The following is a 15,661-nucleotide window of genomic DNA, read 5'->3' as shown; positions in this document are numbered from 1 at the left end:
AATTACTCCCCCAATTATACACCATGAGAAAGACTGCGTTCAATCGCGCCTTTTGTTGTCATTTGTCCCAAGGAATAGGAAGCAAATAATTTAGGAAAGTTTTCAATATCTTCTAACAAAGTAAGTTTACTTTCTCCGGTTTCTGAATCTCGATGTGCAACAACTACAAAGGGAACTATTTCTGAACCAAAAGCATCAAGTAAAGCTGGGTTATGAGTAGTTAATAAAATATCAATATTGCGTTTACTGCCAATTTCTTTTAATATTTTGACTAATAATGCTGCACGGGAAGGATGTAAACCATTGTCTATTTCTTCTATAACAATTTGACTACCTTCAGGACGGGTTAATAATGCTGTAAGAATTGCTAAAAATCGCAATGTTCCATCTGACATACTTCTAGCATCAATTTCTGTAATTTCTCCTGGTTTCCATTCTTCTTGACAGTATAACATTGCATCTGTTTTCAGTCTTCCTACTGGTTCAGCCCATACTTTTTTAATATCACCTTCTGGTAAATATTTAATATATTCAGATAGGGTATTTTCAACTTCTGTTTTTTTATCATCTGGTAATGCTGCTAATACTCCAGCAATATTTGAAGCGTCACTTTCTAGGTTTTCAGAAAGTCGAGAATAATCACGCATTGTAGATGGAAGAGGATTGAGAACTAAAATATTTTCCAACCTGGAACTCACACAATATTTAGCTTCATCTCTAGAAAAAAAGTAATTTTTATCAAACTCTTTACCTATAATAATACTACCATTAGAATCAGTCTTAAAATCGCAATTATTCATGATCATCTCTCTAAAATCAAACGTAGAGTTGAAAGATTTTATGCCACTTTTTCTTGGGAAATAAGAATCCCTAAGAGTAAATCTTTGAATATTCTCATTGTTATCAATAATACTTTGGCGTTCAATATATTCTTCAAGAGATTTAATTACAGGGATTGTTTGTGTTTTTATAATATATAAATAATCCTCCTCATTATCTTCACCTGAAACAAGTACCTTTAACTTAAACTCAGTTTCCGGTTTTCTTGCAGCCAATTCTACACCACCACGAATAGCAGGAAGTGTTTTATCTCCTGCTAAAGCTGTTTCAATATTTTCACCATTAGCTATTCTTTGTAAAAATTCCAATGCTTCCACAACATTAGATTTACCACTTGCATTAGTTCCAATAAGTACAGTTAAAGGATCAAGGGGAAGTTCTGCATAACGGAAACTTTTCCAATTTTCGAGAATCAGTTTTTTCAACATAATTAACACCAAATATATTTTAGTGATTTAATCATTGTAATATAGCTTTTCCCAGTCTGGTAAAGTATAAAACCATCTGCGTCTATCTGCGTTCATCTGCGTTTAATTATCACTGCTTTAGTGGTGATAAAATATACTTAATGGAGTAATGGGGGCGATCGCTTAAAGTTATTTAATTTTTTTCGCACGCAGAGACGCAGAGGCGCGGAGAGAGACACAAAGAGAGATTATCTGTTATTATAGATGGAAACAGGGTTAGAAAGATAACATCTTATGATTGGTAAGATTCTCCGTCAACGTTACCAGATTATCAAACAATTAGGTGCAGGTGGGTTTGGGGAAACTTACCTTGCAGAAGATTTAGATATTCCTGTAAGTCCTAAACCGGTTTGTGTGGTTAAACGGTTACAACCTACAGTTATTGATCCAGAAATTATTAGATTATTTGAACAGGAAGCACAAATATTATATCAATTAGGACAAAATCACGATCAAATTCCTAAATTATATGCTTATTTTCAGGAAGATCAAGATTTTTATTTGATTCAAGAATTTATTGAAGGTAATGATTTAACTAATGAAATATATCCTGGTAAAAAGTTGGGTGAAGGGGAAGTAATTCAACTTTTACGAGATGTTTTAGAAATATTGGTTTATGTCCATGATAATAAGGTGATTCATCGGGATATTAAACCTGCAAATATTATGAGGCGTAAGGATGGGAAGTTAGTATTAATTGATTTTGGGGTAGTGAAACAGATTAATACTACTATTGCTATGAAATCAGGGTTAACCAGTAAAACTGTAGGTGTTGGTACTCATGGATATATGCCACCAGAACAGGGTTTTGGTAAACCTAAATATAGTAGTGATATTTATGCTTTGGGTATGATGGCAATTGAAGGATTAACTGGAATTTATCCTAATAGGTTATCAGAAGATAATGATGGTGAAATTATTTGGAGTAATTTAGTTTCAGTTAGTAATAAATTAGAGAATTTTATTACTAAAATGGTGCGTTATGATTGGCGGCAGCGTTATCGAGACGCAAAAGAAACATTAGAAGAATTAAATCAGGTTTTTGTAGTTATTCAAAAACAGAATATGCAGCCAGTCACACCAGTATTAAATCAGTCAATAACAACTAATAATAAACCAAGTCAATATTATTTGGAAGAAGGGAATAAATTATTAAACATAGAAAATTATGAACAGGCTATTTTATGTTATGATAAAGCCATTGCAATTCAGCCTGACTGTTATCAAGCTTGGCATTTTCGAGGTGTTGCTTTGCATGAGTTAAAAAACTATGAAAAAGCACTGATATCTCAAAATAAAGCGATTTCTTTTAAACCTGATTATTACGAAGCTTGGGCATACAGAGGTGCTGCATTAAGTGGATTAGAAATATTTACAGAAGCAATAGAGTCCTGTAATAAATCAATTGATATTAACTCTAATTATGATATAAGTTGGCTGGCATTAGGTTATGCACTAAGCAGATTACAAAAGCATGAAGAAGCAATGGCATCCTATGACAAAGCTATTTGCATAAATCCTAATTGCTATAAAGCTTGGAATAATAGAGGTTTTTGGCTGTCTCATTTGAAAAAATACGAAGAAGCAATTACATCATATAATAAAGCTATTGCTATTAAACCTGACTATCCTAATACTTTGATTAATCGGGGTCTTGCCCTAAATGGGTTGAAAAAATACAAAGAGGCAATATTATCCTACGACAAAGCTATTGCTATTAACCCTGACTTACATAAAGCTTGGTTTGGTAGGGGATCTGCATTAGAAAAATTAGAAAAATACGAAGATGCAATCTTATCTTACGACAAATCTATTGCTATCACACCAGACTATCATGAAGTTTGGTTTTCCAGAGGTTATTGCCTGGATAAGTTACAAAAATATGAAGACGCTATCTCATCTTATGATCAAGCTATAACTATTAAACCTGACTATTATAAAGCTTGGTATAACTGGGGCGTTGCACTAAAAAATTTAAAAAAATATGAAGAGGCGATCTCATCTTTTGATAAAGTCGTTGCTATTAAACCTGATTACCATGAAGCTTGGTTTTACAGAGGTTATTGTCTAAATGGGTTAAAAAAATATGAAGAGGCGATCGCATCTTATGATAAAGCTATTGCTATTCAACCTGACCATGATTATGCTTGGAATAACCGGGGTTTGTGCCTAGAGAATTTACAAAGATATGAAGAAGCATTAAAATGTTATGAAAAAGCAATTAGTATTCAGCCAGATGATGAATTTTATATCAATAATCGCAATGATTTATTAGATCAGTTGGGGTATTGAAATTAGTCATTTACAAATTCAAAAGATTTCCAAAATTAACAGTTAATGCCAAAGAACACTTAATAGATATAGATAAAACAGGAAAAATAGTTTATTAAAATGTTTAAAATCTCTCATTAATTACAAATGACAATTAAATTTGATTGGGATAAAGAAAAGGCGAAAATTAATTATCAAAAACATGGTGTGTCCTTTATTGAAGCAGCTACCGTTTTTAGTGACCCACTAGCTATTACTCTTTATGATAATTTACACTCCCAAGATGAAGACCGCTTTATCACTATCGGTTATTCTGATAGATATAGGTTGTTAGTGGTTGTTCACACAGAAAGAGATTATAATACTCGTATCATCAGCGCACGTCCCGCAACTAATAGAGAAAGGCAAAATTATGAACAAAACCAATATTAATCAACCACAAGATACTGAAATGTTAGAAGAATATGATTTCAGTACAGGAGTCAGAGGTAAATATTATCAACAATATCAAAATAATAACTTACCTCAATTACCAGGTATTCAATTTTTAACAGACCAACAAAATAAAAGAACAGGAGTATTCATAGACCTACAACCTCATCAAACACTTTGGGAAACAGTCATTAACCAATATCCTGAACTGGAAAATATTCAGTTTTTAACTGATGGTCAAGGTCAAAAAATCGCTGTTATTCTCAACTTTCAACAACATTTAACCCTGTGGCAAGATATTTACGATCGCCTAATTGCTGATTTAATGGATTAGTAATAATATGCAAGCAGTAGAATTTGATACTAAATTTGACAATGATGAAAATATCATTGAACATTTAGATTTATCTCAAGCACGTCGTCCAGGTTGTCAAAAAACAGCAATCAATTATTCAAATGATACCATCAATCATGGTAATTCGTAGTAATTCCCAGCCAGGGAATAAATTTCCTTGCGGGTGTAGCGCATCACCTTACCTCTAAACCTTCCTTAACTTCTCCCACACTACCATCAACCTCATGCACTTTCTTCAACTCACCCACCCGCCAACTATCAGCAATATCCTTAATAAAACTAGCAATAGGAATTGCCACCAACAAACCCAAAACACCACCTAATTTAGCCCCAATTAACAAAGAAATTACCACCCAAACAGGATTTAAACCTGTCAAATTTCCTAACAATCTCGGTGCAACAATATTAGAATTAATTTGGTCAATTGTCACTGCTATTGCTGCAACTTCTACCCCTTCCCAAAAGTTCTCTAAAGCTACCAACAAACTAACAATACCAATACCTATCCCAGTACCAAAAGGGAAAAGAGAGAAAAAACCAATGCCAATTCCAAATAATAACGCCAAAGGAATCCTTAAAGCCACAAATGCTAAAGTAACTGTTACTGCTAAAATTGCCCCTAAAGTAGCTTGTCCAATAAAATAATTCTGGAAATCTTCTTTTAATAAATCTCTCACTTTTATGCTAATATGTGAAGGCAACCATTGATAAAGTCCATCCCACAATTTTTCACCATTTAAAATTAAGTAAATTGTTAAAACAATGGCTAGAATTAAATTTAGTAAAAATCCAATAGTATCAAATGCTAAACCCAGTATTTTACCAGTAAAGGATTGAAATTGATTAGATATTTTTTCCAGTAATTGTGTAGCTATACCAATAATATTTACAGGTAAATCTTGTTGTGTAGCTGCCCAATTCAAAAAAGCTTGTAACTGTTCAGTTCCCGACTGAATCCAAGCGGGGAGAATATTCACTAATTCATTAAGTTGCTGGAAAATTAACGGGACTAAAATTACACCTACAGCACCTAAAATGAACACTGCTAATAGTAAAACTCCCACAATTGCTAAATTACGTGGTATTCCGCGTTTATGAAAAAAATTGATGGGATAGTTTAAAACAAAAGATAATAAAATAGCGACAGAAACAACGCTTACCAAAGGTTGAAAATATTTGACAACCTGAATTAATAACCATCCATTAAGAATGATCAGAGGAAAAGCCAAACCAAACGTTAACCAGCGGGGAAATTTATTTATGATTTGCATAGATTTGATCAATTAAATTAGTTGCCGATGGTTCAAGAATTGTGATGATTAAACTATTTAGAAAATAGTCAAACTATAAACCCACAAAAATACTCGCAATTCTGTCACCTGTCACCTGTCACCTGTCACCTGTCACCTGTTATAAAATCAAGCATAATTTTTTGGTGAGGAATACCTAAAGGTCTAAATTCTCCAGCTATTGCCGAATAACAACTACCCCTTTCAATATCTTCCCTTGTTAATAATCCCATATCCCAACCTTCATTTAAAACCAGTTGCTCTAATCCTACTAATAATGGTGCTTGAAAAACATAACGAATAACTCTCTCATCGGAATAGATCCCAAATTTAACAAAAGAAGGTAACTCATAACTGATTTCTTCTTTTACTTCCCGCACCAGTGCTATTTCTGGGGTTTCATCAGCTTCTAAATGTCCACCGAATAAACCCCAACAACCAGCAGCAGCTATGGTAGGGATATTGTCCCGTAGCTGCATGAGATATTTATTGTCTTGGTAGAGAATAGCGATAGCTACTTGGGGTATTTGATGATTCATATATTATTCCTCCTCTAAGTAAACTTCCCCAAACTCTTGCCCAGCCAAGGGAATACTCTTGTATCTTACCTTACCCTTTAATACTACCTCTTGTCCCACCTTTAAATTACTTTGATTAGTTACAACCCAAATTTTACCAGTGGCATCAGAAATTTGATATGCTTGCTGCTTGAGCAAAGGAGCGTGTTTTTCTATCTTTCCTTGAATGTAAACAGTAGCTTGATTATCCTGTGCTGGTTTAATTTCCTGAATTGGTGTAACATTTGCGCCAATCCTCAGATTTTGTAAATTCATTTCACCAGGTTTACCGTTAGCACAACTACACAGTCCCACTACCAAAAAAAAGGCTAATCCTTGATGAAAAGATTTCCAAGAAGTACGTTGTATTTGTTGTTGAACAGTACGCAATTGAGAGAATTTTTGCATTAATCCTTACCTTGTTACCAGTTTACTCAAGTTTTTATTCATACTATCTATCCTTTATCCTTTAGTTGACGCAGTTAATCTGAGAAAATAACGGAGTAGGTGACAGGTGACAGGTGACAGGTGACAGGTGACAGTAAAAAGGCAAAAGGCAAAAGGCAAGAGAAGAAATTTTATCCCACTCCCCAGTCCCCAGTCCCTCACAGGGGTAGGTTTTTAATATTATCTGTTAAGGCAGGACCTGGAAGACAAGGAGGTATTGTAGACAAGGAAGATTTTATACAAAAAATGGTCTGTTGAGCGTCGGTTTTTGTGACCAGTTGTACATTATTTGCACGGGTTTCCTCCCTTGTCCACTGTCCTTCCTTGTCCTCCAAGTCTTGCCCTCACGACAATGTAAAATACCTACCCTTGTGAAGTCCCCAGTCCCCAGTCCCTAATAACTAATGACTAATGACAATGGAAACAAAAACAGCGAAAATCCTTGATGGTAAAGCATTAGCCGCTAAAATTCAGAAAGAATTAGGTGCTACCATCACAGAAGTACAACCGAAAATTGGCAGACCTCCTGGTTTAGCAGTGTTGATGGTGGGAGATAACCCAGCCTCAGCAGCTTATGTGAGCAACAAAGAAAAAGCCTGTGCTAAAGTGGGGATTGCTTCCTTTGGTAAACATTTTCCCACTCAAACTAGCCAAACTGAACTAGAAGAAGTAATTGCAGAACTTAACCAAGATGAACGGGTAGATGGGATTTTAGTACAGTTACCCCTACCTAATCATTTGGATGCGATCGCTCTTTTACATAAAATCGCCCCAGATAAAGACGCGGATGGACTCCACCCAGTGAACTTAGGGCGTTTGGTGCGAAGTGAAACCGGGTTAAGAAGTTGTACACCAGCGGGAGTAATGCGACTACTAGAAGAATATAAAATTCCCCTGGTGGGAAAACAGGCAGCAGTAATAGGACGTAGTATCTTAGTGGGTAAGCCAATGGCGTTAATGCTGTTAGATGCTGATGCTACAGTTACCATTGCCCACTCCCGCACCCAAAACCTCAAAACCATCACCCAAAACGCCGATATTCTCGTTGCAGCAGCAGGTATTCCCGGATTAATCACTGCTGACATGGTAAAACTAGGCGCTGTTGTGGTAGATGTGGGAATAAATCGCGTCACCGATAGCAGTGGTAAAAGTCGTTTAGTGGGCGATATTGATTTTGCGGCAACTGCTAATGTGGCAGAATATATTACCCCCGTTCCTGGTGGTATTGGTCCGATGACAGTTGCCATGTTACTGCAAAATACAGTCTCTAGCTATTTACGGACAAACAGTAACTAAGCAAATTTCAGATTTATGGAATCAATATAAAATCCAAAATCCAAAATCCAAAATCGAGAAGTGAGTGTTTCTGCTCCTCTACACCGTAAAATTGTCACACATATCACCATAAACCGAAAATTTTAGGAATTGAAGCATGGTAGTAACAGATAACTTGCAAAAGACATCAGAACCAGCCCAATTTAACCTCCCAGCCTATCTCAAAGAACGGCAAAAGCTTTGTGATACTGCTTTGGATCAATCAATTCCCGTAGTTTATCCAGAGAAGATTTACGATGCTATGCGCTACTCCCTCTTAGCAGGAGGTAAGCGTGTACGTCCGATTCTTTGCCTTGCTACCTGTGAAATGATTGGTGGCACTATTGAAATGGCCATGCCAACAGCTTGTGCTGTGGAAATGATCCACACCATGTCTCTAATTCATGATGACTTACCCGCAATGGATAATGATGATTACCGTCGTGGTAAGTTGACAAATCATAAAGTCTACGGCGAAGATATCGCCATTTTAGCCGGGGATGGTTTATTAGCCCTGGCTTTTGAGTTCGTAGCTTCCCAAAACCCCGAAAATGTCCCTACACAAAGAACTTTACAAGTAATTGCCCGTCTCGGTAAGGCTGTAGGTGCTGCCGGTTTAGTTGGTGGTCAGGTGGTAGATTTAGAATCAGAAGGTAAATCAGATATTTCCCTAGAAACCCTGAATTTTATTCATAACCACAAAACAGCCGCCCTCTTAGAAGCTTGTGTAGTCTGTGGGGGAATAATCGCCGGCGCATCCCCAGAAGATGTAAAAAAATTAACTCGTTATTCTCAAAATATTGGTCTAGCCTTCCAAATCATTGATGATATTCTTGATATCACAGCCACTCAAGAACAACTAGGTAAAACTGCTGGTAAAGACCTCACAGCCCAAAAAGTTACCTATCCCAGCTTATGGGGAATTGAAGAATCACGCGCTAAATCACAACAGCTAGTTGAAGAAGCTTGTGCAGAACTAGAAAGTTTTGGAGAAAAAGCAGTACCCCTACAGGCGATCGCTCACTTTATTATCAATCGCAATCACTAGGGAGAATTTTGGATTTTGGATTTTGGATTTTGGATTTTAGGATTTTAGGATTTTAGGATTTTGGATTGCACAATCCCAAATTTAAAATCACAACCACAAAACTGCCAAATTTTAGTTACAAAATCATCCACCACAATCATGTTATGGCGACAGTCAATGTTGTACTTCATGAACAGATGATCAAACTTAAACACATACAGACTTTAAACTCTGTCACCTGTCACCTGTCACCTGTTATACTGCTAATGGCTGAAAGCTGAAGGCTGACTGCTAAAAAAACTGTTCCTCAACACACAAGTGCTGCTCTTATTCAATCACCTAACCAAAAAACCATGCAGGACATAGGCGACATTTTCAACAACCGGGTGCTACTGGTTGCACTTGTGGCTTGTTTTGTTGCTCAAGGATTAAAACTCATCGTTGAAGTCATCAAACATCAAAAAGTGGATCTGCGTGTCTTAGTGACTACCGGAGGTATGCCTAGCGCCCATTCAGCTTTAGTAACAGCTTTAGCCGCTGGAGTTGGGCAAACTATCGGTTGGTCATCTCCAGATTTTGCTGTAGCTGCGGTATTTGCCATCATTGTTATGTACGATGCAGCTGGAGTTCGCCAAGCAGCAGGTAAGCAAGCTCGCATACTCAATCAAATGATTGATGAATTATTTCATGAAAAACCAGACTTTTTCCAAGACCGTCTCAAAGAACTACTTGGACATACACCAGTTCAAGTCATAGCTGGTTCGGCTTTAGGTATCACTATTTCCTGGTTAGCTAGAGCCGCTTATTAGTAAGGTGACAGTTGACAGGTGACAGGTGACAGTAAGAAGGAAAGAGAGGTAATAGGTAATAGGTAATTAATTATATTTGTCCCAATCACCAATCACCAATCACCTTACTGTGACAACTGAACGCAGTAACATGACTTTTCTACCATCTGCTAACAGGGCAAAAAAACCATTCTCCGTCAGTTTTTGCAATGTCCTGTATGCCTCTGTTTGGTTGGTAGTATAAACAGCCAGTAGATAGGGGCGTTGTCCATAGGAAACTAAACCAACATTACCTCCTACCGTTCTTTGTAGATTGTTAGCTAGTTCCGGGCGGTTGAAATAATCTACCAACACAGCAAAACCTTCTCCCAAAACTCTGGGATTATAACTAACTGTCTGATTTGGTAGAGTTGCTGATGGGATTATTGCTGGTGTTACCGTTGCTGCTGTTGCTGCTGTTGCTGCTGTTGGTCGAGTCGTAATAATAGCAGACAAGCCAACAACGTTGTTAACATATCTTGCCCAGCGGTTTGCATCATCAATTTTGTTGAAACCACCAACCCGCGTTACTGTTTCATTTAGATATTTACAAGTAACAGTTTTCAATTCAGACGGTAAGGCACTACGTAACTGCTGTTGATTATTAGCTGTGGGACTGACAACTAACAACAGATACTCCCCTGCACTCGGAGGTTGACAGGCAGGAATTGTTGTTTGAGATAAAACAGGACTAATACCTGCAATTATAGGAGCTACTGCTAATAATAAAGCACTTGGTAAATAATGAACTTTTGGTAAAAACATTTGGTGTATACCTAATATTGTATAATTTCTCACTTATTTTTTCTTGGGCATTGGGCATTGGTGATGCAATTTTGGATTTTGGATTTTGGATTTTGGATTGTTTTTGTCATCTCCAATCTAAAATCTAAAATCTAAAATCTAAAATTTTCCTCCCCTGTCTGCCCTACACCCTACACCCTACACCCTAATTCCTGCCTTGAATGTATTACACAGTTGTTAAAGATGCCAAAGGATTAGGAATTGTTGCCGAAGGAGCTGGAAATTCTCCAGTGATGACATACTCTAAACGTAATTTTAACCAAGTAATAAATTGAGAATTGGTAGAAATAATTGCTACCGGAGGTTTAGGACATTTAGCTTTATTTGCTGCCATTTCCGGTGCTTCCAGGAAAGCTGGGTTTTTCACTAACCAAAAATCTATCTCTTTTTCTTGTTCGTGGTAGTTACGGGTACGTTCTTTGAGAACTTCCTCTAGAGGTTCTTCTTCTAGTAAAAAGTGCTGACTAGCTAAAACGTAATAGTATGTTGTCATTTTCATCCTGTGCTTACTATCTAATAATGTATAGGGTACAGCAGCAACACTGTACCCTAATAGGTTAACTTTTCTTCACGCCCTTGAACCAAGAACCAAAGGGACAACCACTAGCCTTATTTTCAATGTTTCCAGCATTTTCCATTTTGCCACCTGCTGTCAGTTTCTCTAAAAACAGGTTGTTGTCAAAATAGTGTTCCAAAGAGATAATCTTCAAATCATCGGTAACACGAGCTACACTCATACCGACAATTTCTACTGTTTCCCCTGTGGGTGCAAAGTCTTTATATTGACCGCGAAAATGTCCCCAGTGTCTCCACTTAAATGTAACCACTGGTGGACCTGAGTAAACTTCTAGCAGTTCCCAAGGAAAACCTTGCGGAAAGGTACTATGAAAAAGTTTCGCTGATGATTCAAAAGTTTCTTCTGAAGCTTTGTAATGTTCAGAATCAGCCATAAATGTGTTATAAGTACCCTGGGTGTATACATCTGTGGCTGTAAACTCTTGTCCCCCATTTGTACTGACGCGAAACTTATCCTGCACAACAGCTAACCACTGTTTAGGGTTACTCTTAAAAGATACCTCCATTTCAAAGGTTCTCACTAAATTCTGTACAATAGCTTCTAGTGAACCTTCTGCGTGATTACAGGTACTTTCTTTGGCTAGATTTTCTTTAGAACGGGTATAATCTGGGGGTGTCTGATAGCGCCATTCGGCTTGTTTACTGTACTCAATTACAGTATCTCTATTTTGTACCCAAAGAGGTAGGTTGTTAGACTGTGTGGAAGTCATAAAAGTTTTACGTTACCAATGTGACTCTAATTTTTCAGGATTACGCAGCTACAACCCCTCTTTTGAAAGGAGATCAAGGAGTCAGGAGTCAGGAGAATTTTAGATTTTAGATTTTAGATTTTAGATTTTAGATTGGATTCATGAAATACAATCCAAAATCCAAAATCCAAAATCCAAAATTGTATCCCCAATCACCAATCACCAATCACCAATTACCCATCATTGCTTGTTTCATCTCTCGGACTGCTCTTTCCATTCCTACCAAGGCAGCCCGACTGATGATAGTATGGCCAATATTCAGTTCTTCCATACCTGGAAGCGCCGCTACTGGGTAAACGTTCCAATATGTAAGTCCATGACCGGCATTGACTCGTAAACCCGCTTTAATAGCTTGTTCACATCCCTGTGCTAATAAAGCTAATTCATGTTGGCGAGTTGTTTCATCTTGAGCTTCAGCATATTTTCCGGTATGCAGTTCAATAAACTTCGCTTGCACCTTGACAGAAGCTTCGATTTGTGCTGGTTCGGCATCTATGAACAAACTCACGGGAATGCCAGCATTTTGCAATTTATCAACTATATCCCCTATTCTAGCAATTTGTCCGACAATATCCAAACCCCCTTCTGTGGTGATTTCCTCCCGTTTTTCGGGAACTAATGTTACATAATCAGGTTTGATATCTAGGGCGATCGCTAACATTTCATCAGTAGCAGCCATTTCTAAGTTTAAGTGTGTTCTTACTGTTTGCCGCAATAACCGCACATCTCTATCTTGAATATGTCTTCTATCTTCCCGCAAATGGGCGGTAATGCCATCTGCACCCGCTAATTCTGCTAATACTGCTGCGGCGATGGGATCTGGTTCTACGGTTCTTCTGGCTTGACGGATGGTGGCTATATGGTCAATATTTACACCGAGTGTAGGCACGCCTGGGTTTCTCCTGTTTCACTGTTCTGTGATGTTGATTTTAACTAATTTCGGGACTTTGAGTATGTTTAAGTTAAAATTGTGATTGTGAGTGTGATTGTGAGCAGTGTGAAAGGGCAGAAGATAAATAATAACTATGAATTAATTTAGAGGCAATATGTTGTTAGAATTGCAACAAATTATTGTTCATCCAGGCCAACAAATGTTACTCAAAGATATTAGTTGGCAGCAACTAGAAAATATTTTAGAAGAAATGGGAGAAAAGCGTGCTGCGCGTATTTCTTATAGTGATGGTTGGTTAGAAATTATGGTGCCTTTACCTGAACACGAAAAAGATAAAGAAATTGTTGGTGATTTGGTGAAAATCTTGTTAGAAATACTCGATGTTGATTTTGAACCTTTTGGTTCGACAACTCTGAAAAATGAGAGAATGAGGCAAGCCGTAGAACCAGATACCAGTTTTTACATTCAAAATCAAGGGGCTGTAATTGGTAAAAATCGAATTGATTTAAATATAGATCCACCACCAGATTTAGCTATTGAAATTGATATTACTTCTCGGACTCAATTTGAAAATTATCAAATTTTAGGAGTTCCTGAACTTTGGCGATATAAAAAACAAGGTTTAGAAATTTTCTTGTTACAGGATGGGAAATATGTAAAATCTCCATCTAGTCCTAATTTTTCTAATATTCCCATTGTGGAATTAGTTAATGAGTATGTGCAGCAGTGTTTAACTATTGGCAGAAGTCAGGCAATGCGGAATTTTAGGAGTTGGGTGCAGGAGAATTTACAGTAAAAGGTTGCGTAAATATAGCAACCCCTGAAAAGTTACTTTTATTTTGTCCCAATGAGCGATCGCCAGCATTGCCTACATAATTTTGTTAAAAAATAGTATGAATCAATACAAAATATTGCCAGAATTTTTAATCAAGATCGGAGAATACCGTGATGACTATTAACATAAATTAGGAGATAATCTTCTGCACAAGGTAAGAATTCAAAAGTCAAAAGTCAGAATTTTTGATTAATTGCTTGATGAGCAAATAAGTATTTTTGGCGTAATTGTTAAAAAGCTGACTGCTGATGTTTGAATACTTACTGCACAAGTAACTGGCAATATCAACTTACCTATCTTAACTGCATGGATTCTTTATCTATCAATTCTTTACTGGAAGACTTGAAAAATCCTGATGCTTTAGTTCGTGAGCAAGCAACTCGCAAAATTTGGCGGTTCTGGTTTCAGCAAAAGGGTATATATGGACTAGAAAAGATTGATTATAGTCAAAAACTAATGGATGCTGGAGAAACAGCCAAAGCCGAAGAAGTTTTAACAGAACTTATTCAATCACAACCAGATTTTGCTGAAGCTTGGAATAGACGCGCTTTTTTATATTACAGTGTAGGTAATTATCCAAAATCTCTAGGTGACTGTCAAATGGTTGTACAGCTAAATCCAGTACACTTTGGCGCACTTCATGGTATGGGTTTGTGTTATGCAACACTAGGAAAGTATGGTGAGGCTATCGAAGCTTTTCAAAAAGCGTTGAAAATTCAACCTTATTCCTTGGTTAACCAGAAACTAATTCTTGAATGTACTCTGCTATATAAAACCTAGACAAAACTAGACTTTACTTTCTACTTCAACGGGAGCATGGGAGCAGTTATCCCTCGGTAGACTTTCACGCTTTAGCCAAACGCGATAAATTAATTGCAGCATTCAGATCCCTATCCATCTCAAAACTACAGTTCTCGCAGTGATAAATTCTTTCAGATAAAGAAAGACTATCTTTTCTATGTCCACAGTGAGAACAGGTTTTACTTGATGGATAAAATCTATCAGCAATTATAATTTCACAACCAAACTTTTTAGCTTTATATTCTAGCTGACGCTTAAACTCATGAAACCCACAATCGGCTACTGCTTGAGCTAATTTATGGTTTGATAACATCCCTGAAACATTCAAATCTTCTACTACTATCTGAGCGTGGTTTTTGCATAAGTAAGTAGTGATTTGGTGAAGAGTATCTTTTCTCAGGTTTGCTATTCTCGCATGATGTCTAGCTAGTTTAATTTTGGCTTTATGCTTATTGCTTGAACCTTTAGCCTTTCTAGAGTAGATATTAGATAATCTTTGCAGTTTAGCTAAGTTCTGTTTGTAGTGTTTAGGATTAGCAAAAGTAATACCAGTGCTAAGAATAGCTAGTTCCTTTACTCCCAAATCAACACCAACAGCATCATGTTTTTTAATAGTTGGCTGACATTCTTGTTCATAAGAAAAAGCTATGTACCAGCTATCAGCAGTCCTAGAAATAGTAATACTTTTGCAGGTGGTGTGAGGTAATCCTTCATAAGTTTTTACCCATCCAATTGTTGGTAGTTTTATTGATGTACCACCTACAGGAATTGGTTTACCACCATTATCAATTGTAAAACTATCATTTTTCCCTTTCTTTTTGAAGTTGGGATATTTAGACTGTCCTTGAAAAAATCTCTGGAAAGCCTCACCTAAACTATCAAAGGCGTATTGAGTGATTTTCTGACAAATACCTTTTTCTTTAATCCATGCCAATTCAGGTTTTACATGATTATTAAAGAATTTCTTGAGGATGTATTTGTTTGGCTTTAATCCATCTTTATACAAATCCTGCCAAGTAGCTAAACCCCAATTATAGGTAAACCTTGCTATACCAGCGTGTTTAGCCATTAATATTTCCTGGGTTTTGTTTAACTTGAGTTTTGTTTTGATGGATAAAAGCATTGCTCGACCTCAACACTGTATTTCTTTGCTGTCTAAAACTGACATATCTTGTACA

General features: G+C 36.8%; 18 protein-coding genes. 9 read left to right on the top strand and 9 right to left on the bottom strand.

Annotated features, from left to right (window positions below):
- Positions 1-14: 14 nt before the first annotated feature.
- Entirely contained in the window at positions 15-1,268 is a 1,254-nt protein-coding gene (locus tag IQ237_RS16410; protein WP_194056996.1) for an AAA family ATPase, read from the bottom strand.
- A 273-nt stretch (positions 1,269-1,541) separates the two neighbouring features.
- On the opposite strand from IQ237_RS16410, the gene IQ237_RS16405 reads away from it, so the two are divergent.
- From IQ237_RS16405 to IQ237_RS16390, 4 genes are all read left to right on the top strand, one after another.
- On the top strand, positions 1,542-3,599 hold the full coding sequence (locus IQ237_RS16405; RefSeq protein WP_194056994.1) for a serine/threonine-protein kinase: 2,058 nt from the start codon (positions 1,542-1,544) through the stop codon (positions 3,597-3,599).
- Between the two features lie 126 nt (positions 3,600-3,725).
- Positions 3,726-4,010 (top strand): BrnT family toxin, encoded by a 285-nt coding sequence (locus IQ237_RS16400; protein ID WP_194056992.1) that lies wholly within the window; start codon positions 3,726-3,728, stop codon positions 4,008-4,010.
- On the top strand, positions 3,991-4,344 hold the full coding sequence (locus tag IQ237_RS16395; RefSeq protein WP_194056989.1) for a hypothetical protein: 354 nt from the start codon (positions 3,991-3,993) through the stop codon (positions 4,342-4,344). Before IQ237_RS16400 ends, IQ237_RS16395 begins: the two co-directional genes overlap by 20 nt.
- Before the next feature lie 7 nt (positions 4,345-4,351).
- The gene (locus tag IQ237_RS16390) at positions 4,352-4,495 is read left to right on the top strand and encodes a hypothetical protein (protein ID WP_194056987.1); all 144 of its coding nucleotides are present in this window, start codon (positions 4,352-4,354) and stop codon (positions 4,493-4,495) included.
- Between the two features lie 43 nt (positions 4,496-4,538).
- On the opposite strand, the gene IQ237_RS16385 is transcribed toward IQ237_RS16390, so the two are convergent.
- The 3 genes from IQ237_RS16385 to IQ237_RS16375 all read right to left on the bottom strand — a co-directional run bounded on the left by IQ237_RS16385 (position 4,539) and on the right by IQ237_RS16375 (position 6,619).
- Positions 4,539-5,636 carry an AI-2E family transporter gene (locus tag IQ237_RS16385; protein ID WP_194056985.1) on the bottom strand — a complete coding sequence of 366 codons (1,098 nt, stop codon included), beginning with the start codon at positions 5,634-5,636 and terminating at the stop codon, positions 4,539-4,541.
- Positions 5,637-5,761: 125 nt separating this feature from the next.
- On the bottom strand, positions 5,762-6,193 hold the full coding sequence (locus tag IQ237_RS16380) for an NUDIX hydrolase (RefSeq protein ID WP_194056983.1): 432 nt from the start codon (positions 6,191-6,193) through the stop codon (positions 5,762-5,764).
- Positions 6,194-6,196: 3 nt separating this feature from the next.
- Positions 6,197-6,619 (bottom strand): hypothetical protein, encoded by a 423-nt coding sequence (locus tag IQ237_RS16375; protein ID WP_194056981.1) that lies wholly within the window; start codon positions 6,617-6,619, stop codon positions 6,197-6,199.
- Between the two features lie 456 nt (positions 6,620-7,075).
- Between IQ237_RS16375 and folD the strand changes: the two genes are divergently transcribed.
- The 3 genes from folD (at position 7,076) to IQ237_RS16360 (ending at position 9,808) form a co-directional block, all read left to right on the top strand.
- Positions 7,076-7,954, top strand: a complete 879-nt coding sequence (folD, locus tag IQ237_RS16370) for a bifunctional methylenetetrahydrofolate dehydrogenase/methenyltetrahydrofolate cyclohydrolase FolD (protein WP_194057021.1) — start codon at positions 7,076-7,078, stop codon at positions 7,952-7,954.
- A 136-nt stretch (positions 7,955-8,090) separates the two neighbouring features.
- Positions 8,091-9,020, top strand: a complete 930-nt coding sequence (gene crtE, locus IQ237_RS16365) for a geranylgeranyl diphosphate synthase CrtE (protein ID WP_194056979.1) — start codon at positions 8,091-8,093, stop codon at positions 9,018-9,020.
- 332 nt (positions 9,021-9,352) lie between these two features.
- Entirely contained in the window at positions 9,353-9,808 is a 456-nt protein-coding gene (locus IQ237_RS16360; protein WP_194056977.1) for a divergent PAP2 family protein, read from the top strand.
- A gap of 99 nt (positions 9,809-9,907) precedes the next feature.
- Here IQ237_RS16360 and IQ237_RS16355 read toward each other — a convergent pair whose 3' ends face one another.
- The 4 genes from IQ237_RS16355 to IQ237_RS16340 all read right to left on the bottom strand — a co-directional run bounded on the left by IQ237_RS16355 (position 9,908) and on the right by IQ237_RS16340 (position 12,844).
- Complete coding sequence (locus tag IQ237_RS16355; protein ID WP_194056975.1) at positions 9,908-10,591, bottom strand: hypothetical protein; 684 nt, start codon at positions 10,589-10,591, stop codon at positions 9,908-9,910.
- A 205-nt stretch (positions 10,592-10,796) separates the two neighbouring features.
- On the bottom strand, positions 10,797-11,123 hold the full coding sequence (locus IQ237_RS16350) for an MgPME-cyclase complex family protein (RefSeq protein WP_194056973.1): 327 nt from the start codon (positions 11,121-11,123) through the stop codon (positions 10,797-10,799).
- A 64-nt stretch (positions 11,124-11,187) separates the two neighbouring features.
- Positions 11,188-11,916, bottom strand: a complete 729-nt coding sequence (locus IQ237_RS16345) for a SnoaL-like polyketide cyclase (protein ID WP_194056965.1) — start codon at positions 11,914-11,916, stop codon at positions 11,188-11,190.
- 205 nt (positions 11,917-12,121) lie between these two features.
- Positions 12,122-12,844, bottom strand: a complete 723-nt coding sequence (locus IQ237_RS16340) for a pyridoxine 5'-phosphate synthase (protein WP_194056963.1) — start codon at positions 12,842-12,844, stop codon at positions 12,122-12,124.
- Positions 12,845-13,001: 157 nt separating this feature from the next.
- Here IQ237_RS16340 and IQ237_RS16335 point away from each other — a divergent pair, with 157 nt between their 5' ends.
- Positions 13,002-13,643, top strand: coding sequence for a Uma2 family endonuclease (locus IQ237_RS16335; RefSeq protein WP_194056961.1), 642 nt, complete (start codon positions 13,002-13,004; stop codon positions 13,641-13,643).
- 345 nt (positions 13,644-13,988) lie between these two features.
- Positions 13,989-14,462, top strand: coding sequence for a tetratricopeptide repeat protein (locus IQ237_RS16330; RefSeq protein WP_194057020.1), 474 nt, complete (start codon positions 13,989-13,991; stop codon positions 14,460-14,462).
- 64 nt (positions 14,463-14,526) lie between these two features.
- Here IQ237_RS16330 and IQ237_RS16325 read toward each other — a convergent pair whose 3' ends face one another.
- Complete coding sequence (locus IQ237_RS16325) at positions 14,527-15,606, bottom strand: RNA-guided endonuclease TnpB family protein (RefSeq protein ID WP_194056959.1); 1,080 nt, start codon at positions 15,604-15,606, stop codon at positions 14,527-14,529.
- Positions 15,607-15,661 lie beyond the last annotated feature (55 nt).

The sequence above is a fragment of the Sphaerospermopsis sp. LEGE 08334 genome (assembly GCF_015207205.1).
In the GTDB taxonomy this organism is placed as follows: Bacteria; Cyanobacteriota; Cyanobacteriia; order Cyanobacteriales; family Nostocaceae; genus Sphaerospermopsis.
The sequence above is the reverse complement of the archived record's forward strand: the minus strand, read 5'-3'. Positions and strand labels throughout refer to the sequence as shown.

Coding starts and splice junctions, on each gene's coding strand:
- IQ237_RS16410 (WP_194056996.1), bottom strand. CDS start 1,268: ATGTTGAAAAAACTGATTCTCGAAAATTGGAAAAGTTTCCGTTATGCA.
- IQ237_RS16405 (WP_194056994.1), top strand. CDS start 1,542: ATGATTGGTAAGATTCTCCGTCAACGTTACCAGATTATCAAACAATTA.
- IQ237_RS16400 (WP_194056992.1), top strand. CDS start 3,726: ATGACAATTAAATTTGATTGGGATAAAGAAAAGGCGAAAATTAATTAT.
- IQ237_RS16395 (WP_194056989.1), top strand. CDS start 3,991: ATGAACAAAACCAATATTAATCAACCACAAGATACTGAAATGTTAGAA.
- IQ237_RS16390 (WP_194056987.1), top strand. CDS start 4,352: ATGCAAGCAGTAGAATTTGATACTAAATTTGACAATGATGAAAATATC.
- IQ237_RS16385 (WP_194056985.1), bottom strand. CDS start 5,636: ATGCAAATCATAAATAAATTTCCCCGCTGGTTAACGTTTGGTTTGGCT.
- IQ237_RS16380 (WP_194056983.1), bottom strand. CDS start 6,193: ATGAATCATCAAATACCCCAAGTAGCTATCGCTATTCTCTACCAAGAC.
- IQ237_RS16375 (WP_194056981.1), bottom strand. CDS start 6,619: ATGCAAAAATTCTCTCAATTGCGTACTGTTCAACAACAAATACAACGT.
- folD (WP_194057021.1), top strand. CDS start 7,076: ATGGAAACAAAAACAGCGAAAATCCTTGATGGTAAAGCATTAGCCGCT.
- crtE (WP_194056979.1), top strand. CDS start 8,091: ATGGTAGTAACAGATAACTTGCAAAAGACATCAGAACCAGCCCAATTT.
- IQ237_RS16360 (WP_194056977.1), top strand. CDS start 9,353: ATGCAGGACATAGGCGACATTTTCAACAACCGGGTGCTACTGGTTGCA.
- IQ237_RS16355 (WP_194056975.1), bottom strand. CDS start 10,591: ATGTTTTTACCAAAAGTTCATTATTTACCAAGTGCTTTATTATTAGCA.
- IQ237_RS16350 (WP_194056973.1), bottom strand. CDS start 11,123: ATGACAACATACTATTACGTTTTAGCTAGTCAGCACTTTTTACTAGAA.
- IQ237_RS16345 (WP_194056965.1), bottom strand. CDS start 11,916: ATGACTTCCACACAGTCTAACAACCTACCTCTTTGGGTACAAAATAGA.
- IQ237_RS16335 (WP_194056961.1), top strand. CDS start 13,002: ATGTTGTTAGAATTGCAACAAATTATTGTTCATCCAGGCCAACAAATG.
- IQ237_RS16330 (WP_194057020.1), top strand. CDS start 13,989: ATGGATTCTTTATCTATCAATTCTTTACTGGAAGACTTGAAAAATCCT.
- IQ237_RS16325 (WP_194056959.1), bottom strand. CDS start 15,606: ATGCTTTTATCCATCAAAACAAAACTCAAGTTAAACAAAACCCAGGAA.